General features: G+C 63.8%; 13 protein-coding genes and 1 riboswitch. Of the genes, 2 read left to right on the top strand and 11 right to left on the bottom strand.

Features of this window, described 5'->3' with window-relative positions; translation table 11 throughout:
• The first annotated feature begins 211 nt into the window (after window positions 1-211).
• Complete coding sequence (locus tag CLU86_RS18875) at window positions 212-565, top strand: cupin domain-containing protein (protein WP_099742702.1); 354 nt, start codon at window positions 212-214, stop codon at window positions 563-565.
• Between the two features lie 123 nt (window positions 566-688).
• Here the strand turns inward: CLU86_RS18875 and CLU86_RS18870 are convergent, their stop codons facing one another.
• The 3 genes from CLU86_RS18870 to CLU86_RS18860 form a co-directional block, all read right to left on the bottom strand.
• The gene (locus CLU86_RS18870) at window positions 689-1,120 is read right to left on the bottom strand and encodes a hypothetical protein (RefSeq protein WP_143226745.1); all 432 of its coding nucleotides are present in this window, start codon (window positions 1,118-1,120) and stop codon (window positions 689-691) included.
• Window positions 1,117-1,389, bottom strand: a complete 273-nt coding sequence (locus CLU86_RS18865) for a hypothetical protein (protein ID WP_099742700.1) — start codon at window positions 1,387-1,389, stop codon at window positions 1,117-1,119. Before CLU86_RS18865 ends, CLU86_RS18870 begins: the two co-directional genes overlap by 4 nt.
• 320 nt (window positions 1,390-1,709) lie before the next feature.
• Complete coding sequence (locus tag CLU86_RS18860; RefSeq protein WP_099743701.1) at window positions 1,710-2,666, bottom strand: LysR family transcriptional regulator; 957 nt, start codon at window positions 2,664-2,666, stop codon at window positions 1,710-1,712.
• Between the two features lie 153 nt (window positions 2,667-2,819).
• Here CLU86_RS18860 and CLU86_RS18855 point away from each other — a divergent pair, with 153 nt between their 5' ends.
• On the top strand, window positions 2,820-3,215 hold the full coding sequence (locus CLU86_RS18855; RefSeq protein ID WP_099657429.1) for a RidA family protein: 396 nt from the start codon (window positions 2,820-2,822) through the stop codon (window positions 3,213-3,215).
• A 118-nt stretch (window positions 3,216-3,333) separates the two neighbouring features.
• Here the strand turns inward: CLU86_RS18855 and metH are convergent, their stop codons facing one another.
• The 8 genes from metH to urtA form a co-directional block, all read right to left on the bottom strand.
• Window positions 3,334-6,072 carry a methionine synthase gene (metH, locus tag CLU86_RS18850; protein WP_099742699.1) on the bottom strand — a complete coding sequence of 913 codons (2,739 nt, stop codon included), beginning with the start codon at window positions 6,070-6,072 and terminating at the stop codon, window positions 3,334-3,336.
• A 29-nt stretch (window positions 6,073-6,101) separates the two neighbouring features.
• A riboswitch (S-adenosyl-L-homocysteine riboswitch) is annotated at window positions 6,102-6,216 on the bottom strand.
• A gap of 135 nt (window positions 6,217-6,351) precedes the next feature.
• Complete coding sequence (locus CLU86_RS18845) at window positions 6,352-6,696, bottom strand: zinc ribbon domain-containing protein (protein WP_099742698.1); 345 nt, start codon at window positions 6,694-6,696, stop codon at window positions 6,352-6,354.
• Between the two features lie 38 nt (window positions 6,697-6,734).
• A complete protein-coding gene (gene fmdA, locus CLU86_RS18840; RefSeq protein ID WP_099743700.1) occupies window positions 6,735-7,961 on the bottom strand; it encodes a formamidase in 1,227 nt (408 codons plus the stop codon).
• Window positions 7,962-8,167: 206 nt separating this feature from the next.
• Complete coding sequence (urtE, locus tag CLU86_RS18835; RefSeq protein ID WP_099742697.1) at window positions 8,168-8,857, bottom strand: urea ABC transporter ATP-binding subunit UrtE; 690 nt, start codon at window positions 8,855-8,857, stop codon at window positions 8,168-8,170.
• Window positions 8,858-9,097: 240 nt separating this feature from the next.
• Entirely contained in the window at window positions 9,098-9,841 is a 744-nt protein-coding gene (urtD, locus tag CLU86_RS18830; protein ID WP_099742696.1) for an urea ABC transporter ATP-binding protein UrtD, read from the bottom strand.
• Between the two features lie 25 nt (window positions 9,842-9,866).
• On the bottom strand, window positions 9,867-11,096 hold the full coding sequence (gene urtC / locus CLU86_RS18825) for an urea ABC transporter permease subunit UrtC (RefSeq protein ID WP_099742695.1): 1,230 nt from the start codon (window positions 11,094-11,096) through the stop codon (window positions 9,867-9,869).
• Between the two features lie 46 nt (window positions 11,097-11,142).
• The gene (gene urtB, locus CLU86_RS18820) at window positions 11,143-12,057 is read right to left on the bottom strand and encodes an urea ABC transporter permease subunit UrtB (protein ID WP_099742694.1); all 915 of its coding nucleotides are present in this window, start codon (window positions 12,055-12,057) and stop codon (window positions 11,143-11,145) included.
• Window positions 12,058-12,271: 214 nt separating this feature from the next.
• Window positions 12,272-13,537: an urea ABC transporter substrate-binding protein gene (urtA, locus tag CLU86_RS18815; protein ID WP_099742693.1), complete on the bottom strand. Its 1,266-nt coding sequence runs from the start codon at window positions 13,535-13,537 to the stop codon at window positions 12,272-12,274.
• Between the last annotated feature and the right edge of the window lie 80 nt (window positions 13,538-13,617).

Below are 13,617 nucleotides of genomic sequence, written 5' to 3'. Positions count from 1 at the left end.
GGGCCAACGCCCGCAGCACTTTGCGCTGCCAGGGGCCCTGCATCGCACATTTGCCACCACGGCGGGCCACCACTTTGGCACCCGCCCCAGGGCGGTCGGGCCTAGCATTCATCCCATCCGGTGCCCCTGCGCACCCAGGGGGTTGCCACACGCAGGCCTGGGGTGCAGGGGTGTCAACCCACACCACACTGCACACCCTGCAAGGCCTACCATGACCCGCAAACTCGTCACCTTCCACTTCGACCAACTGGGCGAGCCCCGCGAATCCCGCCCGCCTGCCGATCGCGTCATTGAGGGCGACATCGTCTGCCGCAACTGGGACATCGACAGCGCCAAGGACGGCAAGGTGCGCGCGGGTGTTTTTGAATCCACGCCCGGCACCAACCGCTCCATCAAAGGGGAGACCTGGGAGTTTTGCTACATCCTCAGCGGCGTGGCCGAGATCACCGAAGACGGCCACGCCCCCGTCACCTACCGCGCGGGCGACTGCTTCATCATGAAGCCCGGCTACCTGGGTACCTGGCGCACGCTGGAGACGGTGCGCAAGGTGTGGGTGGCGGCTTGACGCCGTGCACGCATTGCGCCTGCGTGATCTTCAATTAAATTGGCCTCTAGCGCATATTTAATAAGCGCTGACAGCTCTTATTTTCATAGCAATTAAACCCAAATCACGCAAAGCGCCATGGACTCAGGGCGCCTTGCAGGCCGAGGCGGCGGCCAACGTGGGCTCCATCGACACCCCTGCGCGTTTGGACGTGTCTTCCTTGAAGACCGTGAGGTAGCAACGCTCGGTGTGGGGTTCAAAGTCCACCAGGTACTTCTGGCCCGCCGCAGGCACGAGGCTGACGCGTGACTCGCAGCGGTACAAGGCATTGGGGCGCTGCACGCTGTAATACACGTTGATGTGGACCCGACGCCCTGCCGGCAGGGGGGCATACCCATCGCCGTCGCCCACCGGCTTGTACCACGCGCCATCCACGCAGAAACTCTTGTCACCCACGCCCTGCATGTTCAGGCGGGCAGTGGGCGCGCCGGGTGCGGGCTGGTATTCGGGCCGCGAGGCGCAGCCTGCCAGCCACAACGTTGCCAACACCATCGCCACATGACAACCGCGCTTCATGGGGTCACCCCTTTCTTGACTTCAGGCCCCAGGCGAGCCAGCACCTCTTTGGTATTCATCAAACCTTGTGAGGGGGCGTTAAAAAGCAGGATGTAGGTAAAGCCCCGCTGCGGCTCAGGGAAGGACCCCACCGGATTGCCGTCGCTACGCTTGTCCAACGCTGCCGCCAGCAGCGTGGGGTACAAGGCGAAATAGGCTTTGTTTTCTCGCTGGGCGATCTCGGCGCACCGGTACATGAGGTACCGCCCCACCGCCTGGCGCTCGGTCATAGCATTGGCATGGAAACTGACCTTGATGAGCTCTCCGGGCCCTTTGGCCTCGCGGTAACCAAAGATGCTCGGCCCTATTAACCCATTGGACGAAGCCTGGTAACCCGTGGCGCAACCAGCCAGCAGCGCTACAGCCACTGCAGCCGCAGCCGTCCCAGCCAGTGGCCTGGCTTTTCGCTTGAACACAATAGTTCCCTCCGTGTGGATTGATGGCCCACTGTCGCCTCTGACGGGCATTCACGGCGACCGCCTCTGCAGTCGCCGTGTTTGGGCCGGGCGTAGTGGACCACGGAGGACCAACAGAATCGGGGTTCTAACGGTTACGGTTGTTTGGGTTTGTAAACGGCCGGTGCCGCATCCGCCGCCCGCTGCATCGGCGCATGCTGCACCATCAGCCCAACGATCCAGTCAATGAAGACGCGCAGCTTGGCGCTGACGTGGCGGTGCGGCGGATAGGCCACGGACATCGGCATCGCCTCCATTTGCCAATCGGTAAACAAAGGCTTCAAGGCGCCAGCCTCCACATGCGCCCGTGCCATGTAGTCGGGCAGCCACAGCACCCCCAGGCCCGCCAGGCCTGCAGCCAGGTAGGCATTGCCGTCATCCACCGCACACACATAGCGCCCCTGGGCCTGCACTTGCTCGTGGCCCCGGCGCATGGCAAAGGGCAGGGGCTTGCCGGTGCGGGCCCACACAAAGCCCACCGTGTGGTGGTGCGGCCCCTCCAGCTCCGTAGGGTGCTGTGGCGCACCGCAGCGCTGCAGGTAGCTGGGGGCGGCATAGACGCGCAAGACCAGATCGCCCACATGGCGCGCGATGAGCGAGGGGTTGGTGATGGTGCCGCCACGCACCACGCAATCGACCTTGTCACTCACCATGTCCACCACCCGGTCGCTGACGCCCAGGTGCAGCTGGATATCAGGGTATTTGGCATGGAAGGCGGGCAGTGCCGGGATGAGAACGAGGCTGGCCAGCGGGCTGGGCACATCCACCCGCAACCGCCCCCGGGGTGCGGCCATGGCGCTGGAGAGGCTGGCGTCCGCCTCCTCCAGATCCGCCAGCAGGCGCACCACCCGCTGGTAATAAGCGGCGCCGTCGGCGGTGAGCTGCACGCTGCGCGTGGTGCGGTGCAGCAGCTTCACACGCAGGCGGGCTTCGAGCTGTTGCACCAGCTGGGTCACGGTGGTGCGGCTCATGCCCAAGGTGTGGGCGGCTTTGGTGAAGCTGCCGGATTCCACAACGCGGGCAAAGGCCTGCAGGGCGTCAAAACGGTCCATGGCGGCGGGGGCAAGGCGCACACGGCGCCGCCCATTGTTGATTGTTTGGAAATGAAGAACAGTGCTGCGCAGATTAGCCTGTTTATCAGAACAGCGCTCGCTTCTACAGTGCCTGCATCACCACCCCTCCCCGCATGAATGAAAGGACTCTCCATGCCCACCCGTGATGTCGTGTTTCCCGCAGGCCGCCAGGCGCTGTACGAGCGCAACCGCTATTCGCCCGCCGTGCGCGCCAATGGCTTTCTGTTTGTCTCTGGCCAGGTGGGCAGCCGCGAAGACGGCTCGCCCGAACCCGATGTGGCCGCCCAGGTGCGCCTGGCATTCACCAACCTCAACGCCGTGCTGCAAGCGGCAGGCTGCACGTTTGACGACGTGGTGGACGTGACGATGTTCGTGGTGAACCCCGAGGCGAACTTCGACACCGTCTGGGGCATCGTGCCCGAGTTCTGGGGCGAGGCGCCCTACCCCACACTCACCGGCATCGGGGTGACGTGGCTGTATGGGTTTCAGTTTGAGATCAAGGTGATTGCCAAGCTGCCGCACGCCTGAACGCCGGATGGAGTGATCCCACACGGCAGAAAAAAGGCTCCTGCACAGGAGCCTTTTAAGGTCAAAACAACGTCTAGCGCTTACCCAATAAGCGCTGACAGCTATTCATTTCATAGCATCACAGGTTCGGTGCCAACAACCGCTCCAACACCTTCTCGTCCATGCCCCGGCGCTGGGCCATGTCGTGCAACTGGTCTTCACCGATCTTGCCGACATTGAAATACACCGCGTCAGGGTGACCGATGTAGAAGCCGCTCACGCTGGCGGCGGGCATCATGGCCAGGCTTTCGGTCAGGGTCATGCCGATCTCCTCGGCCTGCAGAACGCGGAACAGCTCGCTTTTGGCGCTGTGGTCCGGGCAGGCGGGGTAGCCGGGCGCGGGGCGGATGCCGTGGTACTTCTCGGCAATCATGTCGTCGTTGCTCAGCGCTTCGCCAGCGGCATAGCCCCACAGGTCGGTGCGCACGCGGTGGTGCAGGGCTTCGGCGAACGCCTCGGCCAGGCGGTCGGCCAGGCTCTTGAACATGATCGCGGAGTAGTCGTCCAGCGCGTCGATGAAGGCTTTTTCCTTCTTTTCGATCCCGAGGCCCGCCGTCACGGCGAACAGGCCGGCGTAGTCGGCAATGCCGCTTTCCTTGGGCGCCACAAAGTCGGCCAGGCAGCGGCTGGGGCGCGTCACGCCGTCGATGGTGTGCTTTTCGGCCTGCTGGCGCAGGCCGTACCAGGTCATGGCCACTTCTTTGCGGGTGTCATCGGTATAGAACTCGATGTCGTCATCGTTCACGCTGTTGGCGGGCAGCAGGGCCATCACGCCGCTGGCGGTGAGCCACCGGCCTTCGATGATCTTCTTGAGCATGGCCTGCCCATCGGCAAACACACGCGTGGCTTCCACGCCCACGATCTCGTCGGTGAGGATGGCAGGGTACGGACCGGCCAGGTCCCAGGTCTGGAAGAACGGGCCCCAGTCGATGTACTTGGCCAGCTCGGCCAGGTCGAAGTTCTTGAACACGCGGCGGCCCAGCGCGCGGGGCACGGCGGGCCGGTGGACAGACCAGTCCACGGGGGTCTTGTTGGCGCGGATCTTGGCCAGGGGCCACAGGGGCGTGGCCTTTTTGTTGGCGTGCTGGGTGCGCACCTTGTCGTAGTCGGCGTTCAGTTCATCCACGTAGCTCTGCACGCCGTCGCCCAGCAGGCTTTGCGCCACGCTCACGCTGCGCGAGGCATCGGGCACGTAGACCACGGGGCCTTCGTAATGCGGAGCGATCTTGACGGCGGTGTGCACGCGGCTGGTGGTGGCGCCGCCGATGAGCAGCGGGATCTTCTTGATGCGAAAGTGGTCGTCCTTCTGCATCTCGCCGGCCACGTACTGCATCTCTTCGAGGCTGGGGGTGATGAGGCCCGACAGGCCCACGATGTCGGCCCCCTCGACCTTGGCGCGCGCCAAAATTTCGTGGCAGGGCACCATCACGCCCATGTTCACCACTTCAAAGTTGTTGCACTGCAGGACCACGGTGACGATGTTCTTGCCGATGTCGTGCACGTCGCCCTTGACGGTGGCGATGATGATCTTGCCCTTGCTGCGCACATCACGCCCGGCCAGTTCGTCCTGGCGCTTTTCTTCTTCGATGTAGGGGATCAGGTGGGCCACGGCGGACTTCATCACGCGTGCGCTTTTCACCACCTGGGGCAGGAACATCTTGCCCGCGCCGAACAGATCGCCCACCACGTTCATACCGTCCATGAGCGGGCCCTCGATCACGTGCAACGGACGGCCGCCCTTGGCCAGGATGGCGCGGTAGGCCTCTTCGGTGTCTTCGGTGATGAAGTCGGTGATGCCGTGCACCAGGGCGTGGCTCAAGCGTTCGCCCACGGTCTTGGGGTTGTCCGGCGTGCCGCGCCATTCAAGCTTTTTGCTCTCGTCCTTGGCGCCGCTCTTGGCGGTTTCGGCGATCTCGACCAGGCGCTCACCCGCGTCGGGGCGGCGGTTGAGCACCACGTCTTCCACACGCTCGCGCAGCACGGGCTCCAGGTCGTCGTACACGCCCACCATGCCTGCGTTGACGATGCCCATGTCCATCCCGGCCTTGATGGCGTGGTACAGGAACACGGTGTGGATGGCCTCGCGCACGGGGTCGTTGCCGCGGAAGCTGAACGACACGTTCGACACGCCGCCCGACACCTTGGCGCCCGGCAGGTTCTGCTTGATCCAGCGCGTGGCTTCGATGAAATCGACGGCGTAGTTGTTGTGCTCTTCAATGCCGGTGGCCACGGCAAAGATGTTGGGGTCGAAGATGATGTCTTCGGGCGGGAAGCCGACTTCATCGACCAGGATGCGGTAGGCGCGCTCGCAGATTTCGATCTTGCGCTCGTAGGTGTCGGCCTGGCCTGTTTCGTCAAACGCCATCACCACCGCAGCGGCGCCATAGCGGCGCACCAGGCGCGCCTCGTGCTTGAACTTGTCCACGCCCTCCTTCATGGAGATGGAGTTGACGATGCCCTTGCCCTGCACGCAGCGCAGGCCAGCCTCGATCACCTCCCACTTGGAGCTGTCCACCATGATGGGCACGCGCGCGATGTCGGGCTCGGACGCGATGAGCTGCAGAAAGCGCACCATGGCGGTCTTGCTGTCGAGCATGGCCTCGTCCATGTTGATGTCGATGACCTGCGCGCCGTTCTCCACCTGCTGGCGGGCCACGGCCAGGGCTTCTTCGTACTGGCCGTTCAAAATCATGCGCGCAAACGCCTTGGAGCCGGTGACGTTGGTGCGCTCGCCCACGTTGACGAACAGGGTGCCCTCGCCAATGGAGACAGGCTCCAGGCCAGAGAGTTTCATGGGAGGGACGGAAACAGCAGACATAGGGCTCACCTGTGCAGGAACACGGACAAAACAGGTGAGCGTCGTTACGGGGGGACGGTGCCATAGTGCACAGGGCCCAAGCCTGACGGCAACCGGCCACCTGTGGGTGGGGCCTGGCCTGCCGCTGCAACGCTCCTTGGGCTGACAGGCAATTTTAAGGGGAAGTGCGCGCAGGCCAACGCCTAAGCCCGCGCGCGCGACTCTGCCACCTGAAGGCGTTGCCCTGTCAAGCGCCCTTGCTGCGTGAAATATCGCTGTGAAACACAGGGACGCATCCCGTCAGTGGGAAATCATCCAGGGCCGCTTGCTTGGGAACGCTTTGGCGCCACTAGGCGCTGTCACCGTGGCCTTGCGCGTGGACGACGAAGAGCAGCAGCCACACCCTGCGGGGTGCTTGAGGCGGGCGTAGTCACCTGAGCGCTGCGGCTCATGCCGCGCACGCTCGTTGGTGGCCATGGCGCTGCGGGTGGTGGCGCTCATCAGCGCCAAGCGCGGCGCCGTGGCAAACACGCGGGGCGATGCGGCCCCGCAGTCAGGGCAGGCGGCGGGCTCGTTGCGGTCGGCCAGCGTGCGAAAGGCATCGAAGCCGCCGCACTGGGCACAGGCGTAGTCGTAGGTGGGCATGGCGGCTCCTTGCGCAGCAGTGGCAGGGCGTTGTGCGGTCAGACCAGGTCGGGCGACAACGGCATGGCAATGGAGCCGTCCAGGTGCTTGATCGGTCCGGCCGCGCTGGGGTTGATGTCGAAGTCAAAGATCTGCGTAGGCAGCCACAGCGTGGCGCAGGCGTTGGGCACGTCCACCACGCCGCTGATGTGACCCTGCACGGGCGCGGTGCCCAGGATGGAATACGCCTGAGCTCCGGAGTAGCCAAATTTCTTGAGGTACTCGATGGCGTTCAGGCAGGCCTGGCGGTAGGCCACGTTCACGTCCAAGTAGTACTGCTTGCCCGCCTCATCCACCGAGATGCCTTCAAAGATCAGGTAGTCGTTGTAGGTCGGCGTGATGGGGCTGGGCTTGAAGATAGGGTTCTTGATGCCGTACTTGGCCATGCCGCCCTTGATGAGGGTGACCTTCATGTGCACCCAGCCTGCCATCTCGATGGCGCCGCAGAACGTGATCTCTCCATCGCCCTGGCTGAAGTGCAGGTCGCCCACGCTCAAGCCCGCGCCGTCCACATACACCGGGAAGAACACCTTGGCGCCGCGCGACAAGTCCTTGATATCGCAGTTGCCGCCATGCTCGCGCGGCGGCACGGTGCGTGCGCCCTCGGCTGCTGCCTTGGCCTTGGCCTCGCCCGTGAGGCGGCCCATGTGGGCTGTGCCCGCCGAGGGCGGATTGGCCAGCCCAGCCGTGGGTGCCGAGTCGATGAGCGCCTGCTCGCGCGCATTCCACTGCTCCAGCATCTTGCGGTCAGGCAGGCAGCCAATCAGGCCGGGGTGGATGAGCCCCGCGTACTTCACGCCCGGCACATGGCGCGAGCTGGTGAACATGCCATGAAAGTCCCAGATGGACTTTTGCGCCTGGGGGAAGTGCTCGGTCAGAAAGCCGCCGCCATTGTTCTTGCTGAAAAAGCCGTTGAAGCCCCACAGACTGTCTTGCTTGGCCCCAATGTCCAGCAGGTCTACCACCAGCAGATCGCCCGGCTCGGCACCCTTCACGCCCACCGGGCCGCTGAGGTAGTGCACCGTGGTCAGGTCAATGTCGCGCACATCGTCGGCGCTGTCGTTGTTTTGGATGAAGCCGCCCGTCCAGTCAAACGTCTCCAGCACAAACTCATCGCCCGGGTTGACCCAGCAGGCCATGGGGATGTCGGGATGCCAGCGGTTGTGGATGTTTTCGTTCTCGGTGGGCGACTTGCTCAGATCGACCTTGATCAGGGTTTCAGCCATGGCGTGCTCCTTGGAAGGGGTGGGTGGAAAAATGAAAAAGCGAGATAAAAGCTCCAGGGCCTGCAAGGCAAGCTGCCTGTGAAACGGTCACGGCCAACGCCAGTGCCCCCGCGCAAGGGCCGCCCCGCCGCGCTGGGGGCGTCCCCCTCCCGCAGCGCGCAGCGATGCTAGAGAGGGGGAAGGCGCGAAGCGACACAGGGGGTGCCTCATACAGAGAGATACGCTTTGATGCGCTGCTGGTCGGTGTCGGCCCGTGCGGTCTCATGCACCAGGCGGCCGCCCTCGATGACGAACAGCCGGTCGGCCACATCCATGGCAAACGACAGCACCTGCTCGCTCACCACGATGGTGGTCTGGCGCAGCTTGCGGATCTCGTTGAGCGCCTTGGCGATGTCTTTGATGATGGAAGGCTGAATGCCCTCGGTGGGCTCATCAAGCAGCAGCACCTTGGGGTCGGTGACCAGGGCGCGGGCAATGGCCAGTTGCTGCTGCTGCCCGCCCGACAGGTTGCCGCCCTTGCGCCGGCGCATGTCCCACAGCACCGGGAACAGCGCATAGATGTCTTCTGGAATCTGCCGCGTCTTGGAGTTCTCCAGGCCGGTCTCGATGTTTTCCTCGACCGTGAGGGTCGGGAAAATCATGCGCCCCTGGGGCACATAGGCAATGCCCTTGGCCACGCGGCGAAAGCTCTCGTCCTTCGTCACGTCCTGGCCTGCCACGGTGATCTGGCCGCTTTTGACCGGCATCACGCCCATGAGGCTTTTGAACAGCGTGGTTTTGCCCATGCCATTGCGGCCCATGATGGCCACGGTCTCGTTGGCACGGCCTTCAAACGAGATGCCGTGCAGCGCCTCGCTCTGGCCGTAGGCGACAAACAGGTCTTCGACTTTCAACATAGTTGTGCTCCAGAGGGTTTGGAGGATGGACGGAGAGGGCTGCGGTCGCTCCAGGGGCCGTCTCGCATTGCATTCGTCCTGGCGCTGCACGTCATCCACACCGCATGAAGCGGGCGCGGCCCATACCAGGGCGGCCGAGCAAGGGCCGCCCCGCAGCGAGGGCTGCGTCCCCTTGCCCACCTTGCGCAGCAAGGTGAGAGCGGGGGGAAGCGGCGCAGCCGCTCAGGGGGGCGCTTCATCTCAATGGCCCAGGTACACGTCGATGACCTTAGGGTCAGCCTGCACCTTCTCCATGGGGCCCTCAGCCAGGATCTTTCCCTGGTGCATCACCGTGACCTTGTGGGCAATGCGCTTGACGAACTCCATGTCGTGTTCGATCACGATCACCGCGCGGTTCTTGCAAATGCGCTGCAGCAACTCGGCCGTCAGCTCGCGCTCGCGGGCGCTCATGCCGGCAATCGGCTCGTCAAGCATGAGCAGCTCGGGCTCCTGCATCAGCAGCATGCCAATCTCCAGCCACTGCTTTTGCCCGTGGCTGAGCAAGCCCGCTTCGGTATCGAGCTTGTCGCCCAGGCCAATGTCCTCGGCCACCACCTGCACGCGGGCCTTGACCTCGTCGGTGCACTTGAAGGCCAGCGCCCCCAGCACCGAGCGGCCTGCGGGGTACGACACCTCCAGGTTCTGAAAGACCGAGAGGTTCTCGTAGATCGAGGGCGTCTGGAACTTGCGGCCGATCCCTAAGCGCACGCGCTGGTGCTCGGCCATGCGGGTCAATTCTTCGTTCTTGAACTTGATGCTGCCGCCCGTGGCACGGGTCTTGCCACAGATGAGGTCGAGCAGCGTGGTCTTTCCCGCACCGTTGGGGCCGATGATCACGCGCAGCTCGTTCTTGTCGATGTACAGCGTCAGGGCATCGATGGCCTTGAAGCCGTCGAACGACACCGTGAGGTCTTCCACGGCGAGGGCGAAGTCGGTATTGCTCATGGGGCGTGCTCCGTGGCGTGGGGTGTCAGGCGCCCTGGCGGCTCACGCCGTCGGGCAGGGCATCGGGCGCGGGCGCGGGCGCGGGCGCCACGCTGACCGATGCTGTGGGGACGGCATTTGCGGCAGTTGCAGCCTCTGCCACCGGCCGGGGTGGCACCGAGGCCTGGCGCAGGGCCTCGCGGCGGCCCTTCCACCAGGGCACAACGTGGCTCTCCCACAAGCCCGCCAACCCCATAGGGAAGGCCATGGTCACGCCGATGAACAGGCCCGCCATCAAGAACAACCAGGCTTCCGGAAAGCTTTCCGAGAAAAACGTCTTACCCGCATTCACCAGCAGCGTGCCGTACACCGCGCCCACCAGGCTCATACGCCCGCCCACGGCGGCGTAGATCACCATCTCGATGGAGGGCACGATGCCCACGAAGCTCGGTGACATGAACCCCACCTGCAGCGAAAACAACGCCCCGCCAATGCCTGACAACGCAGCCGCCAGGCAGAAGGTGAATATCTTGAAATTGGCCACGTCGTAGCCCGAAAAGCGCACGCGGTCTTCCTTGTCGCGCATGGCCAGCAGCAGCGTGCCCACCTTGCCGGTCTGGATCCAGCGGCACAGCACGATAGAGCCGATGAGCAGCGCCACGCACACGTAGTACAGGATGTACTTGGCGCTGTCGGTGCGCGTGTCCCAGCCCCACAGCGTCTTCAGGTCAGTCATGCCGTTGACGCCGCCGGTGTAGCCCTGCTGGCCAATGATGAGCACCGTGAGAATCAGCGCCACCGCCTGCGTGATGATGGCGAAATACACCCCCCCCACGCGGCGCTTGAACATGGCAAAGCTGATGAGCCAGGCCAGCAGCGCAGGCACCACGATGACGGCGGCCAGCGAGAACGGCAGGCTCTTGAACGGCACCCAGAAGCTGGGCAGCTCGGTGATCTGGTTCCAGTCCATGAAGTCGGGAATGCCGGGCGTGGACTGGATCTTGGTGCTGATGGGGTCAGACGCTTCCAGCTTCAAAAACATGGCCATGGCATACCCGCCCAGGCCAAAGAAAACACCCTGCCCCAGGCTGAGCACACCACCGTACCCCCACACCATCACCAGGCCGATGGCGACAAAGGCGTAGGTGAGGTACTTGCCCACCAGGTTGAGGCGAAAAATGTCGAGCGCCAGCGGCAGCACCAGGGCCAGCAGCACGGTGAGCAGCACCAGGCTGGCAAGCTGGTAGCGCAGGATCCAGGCTTTGAGGGCATTCATGCGGAGACTCCGTTGAGCGCGGTGGGAATGGTCGGGTGTGCGGATGTCATCGACGAACCTTCGATGCAAAGAGTCCTTGGGGTCGCACCATCAGGATCAGCACGATCAACGACAGCGTGATCACCTTGGCCATGGAACCCGCCAGGAAAAACTCGGTGATGGACTGCGTCTGCGCAATGCCAAAGGCCGAAACCACCGTGCCCAGCAAGCTCGCTGCGCCACCAAAGGTGACGACCAGGAACGCATCCACGATGTACAACGAGCCGCTAGTGGGGCCGGTGGAGCCGATGGTGGTGAACGCAGCCCCCGCCACACCCGCAATGCCGCAGCCGATGGCAAAAGTGAGGCGGTCAGTCTTTTGGGTGTCAATGCCAATGGCGTTGGCCATGACGCGGTTGCTCACCGTGGCCCGCACACGCAAGCCCCAGCGGCTTTTGTGCAGCGCCAGCAGCACACCTGCGGTCACCACGGCGGTGAGCCCCAGCACAAACAGGCCATTGATCGGAATGTCCAGCCCTGGGGCAGGCGCCCAGGAGCCCATCAGCCACTCAGGCAGCGTGGGGCTGACCTCCTTGGGCCCGATGAAGGTGCGAAAGCACTGCTGCAGCGCCAGGCTGATGCCCCAGGTGGCCAGCAGCGTATCGAGCGGGCGCTTGTACAGGTGGCGAATCAGTCCCCACTCCACCAGCCAGCCCGCGGCAAAGGCAAAGCCAAAGGCCGCGATGATGGCCAGCGGAAAGTAGTACGGCGCCATCTGCGGCGCATGGTTGGCCGCCAGCGTAGAGCCCAGGTAGATGGTGTAGGCGCCAATCGTCATGAACTCGCCATGCGCCATGTTGATAACGCCCATCTGCCCAAAGATGATGGCCAGCCCCAGGCCCATGAGCAGCAGCACGGCAAACAGGCTCAGGCCCGCAAAGCCCTGCATCAGGCCAATGTTGAGCATTTCGGAAAAGGTCATGTTGCAGCTCCTGCGTGCAGGCCAATCGAAAAGAGAGCGATTTGCGCGAAGCACAGCCCCGCAGCAGTCATCCGGTCACTGCGCCCGCTACTGGCGCGGCGCAAATGCCAGGGACACCGAGGAAGGGCCGCCCCGCACCGAGGGTGTCGTCCCCCTCCCGCGCAGCGAGAGAGGGGGAAGGCGCGAAGCGCCTCAGGGGGTGACTTCTCACTGCTTACTGGTATCCCTTGGGAAACGGATCGGGCTTGATCAGGTTCGGAGACTCGGACACCACCTTGAACGTGGCGTCTGGCATGCCCATGGCGATGCGCGACTTGCTCCACAGGTGGTGGTTGGCATCCACCTTCACGTAGCCTTCAGGCGCCGTGGTCAGCTCAATGCCCGGCGATGCGGCCACCACCTTGTCCACGTCAAAGCTCTTGGCCTTTTCCACGGCGGCCTTCCACAGCCAGGGGCCCAGATAGCCCGCCTGCGTCACGTCGCCGATCACGGCGTCCTTGCCGTACTTGGCCTTGAAGGCGGCCACAAACTTCTTGTTGTTCTCGTTGTCGAGCGACTGGAAGTACTTCATCGACGAATAGAACCCCGCGAAGTTCTCGCCGCCCACACCGGTCATCTCGTCCTCCGTGACGGACAACGTCACCAGCAGTTGCTTGTCGCCCGTGATGCCTGCGGCCTTGAGCGCCTTGTAGAACGCCACGTTGGAGCCGCCCACCACCGCCACAAACAGGCAGTCTGGCTTTTGCACCTTGATCTTGTTCATGAGCGAGCCGAAGTTGGTGCTGCCCAGCGGGTAGTACTCCTCGCCCACCACCTTGCCCTTCTGGAAGTTCTCGATGTGCTTGCGCGCGATCTTCATCGAGGTGCGGGGCCAGATGTAGTCCGATCCAATCAGGAAGAACGTCTTGGCTTTCTTCTCGGTCTTGGCCCACTCCAGGCTGTACAAAATTTGCTGCGTGGCCTCCTGGCCGGTGTAGATCACGTTCTTGGACTGCTCCAGGCCTTCATAGAAGGTGGGGTAGTACAGCAGGCCGTTTTCTTTTTCAAACACGGGCAACACGGCTTTGCGCGAGGCGCTGGTCCAGCAGCCGAACACGGCGGCGCAGTGGTCGTTGATGAGCAGCTTCTTGGACTTTTCGGCAAACGTCGGCCAGTCAGAGGCGCCGTCTTCCTTGATGACCTTGATCTTGCGGCCCAGCACCCCCCCCATGGCGTTGATCTGGTCAATGGCCAGCTGCTCGGCCTGGATGGAGCCCGTTTCAGAAATGGCCATGGTGCCGGTGGCCGAGTGCAGCTGGCCCACCGTGACCTCCGTGTCCGTCACCGCCAACTTGGTGGTGTTGACCTGGGCCGTGGGCTGCGCAAACGACCAGGCGGGCAAGCCTGCCACCGAGGCGGCCCCCAGCGCTTGCAACATGCGGCGGCGGCCGGGCTCTGCGGCGTTGGGGCCAGAGGTGCGGGGGTCTGATGGGTGGCTCATGAGGACGCTCCTTGCAGGATCAGGAAGGGGTTGAAACGACGGGGTTGGGGCGGTGTGTCCGCTCTGGGTTGAAGATTAGG

Source organism: Acidovorax sp. 62 (assembly GCF_002754495.1).
Lineage (GTDB): Bacteria > Pseudomonadota > Gammaproteobacteria > Burkholderiales > Burkholderiaceae_C > Acidovorax.
The sequence above is the reverse complement of the archived record's forward strand: the minus strand, read 5'-3'. Positions and strand labels throughout refer to the sequence as shown.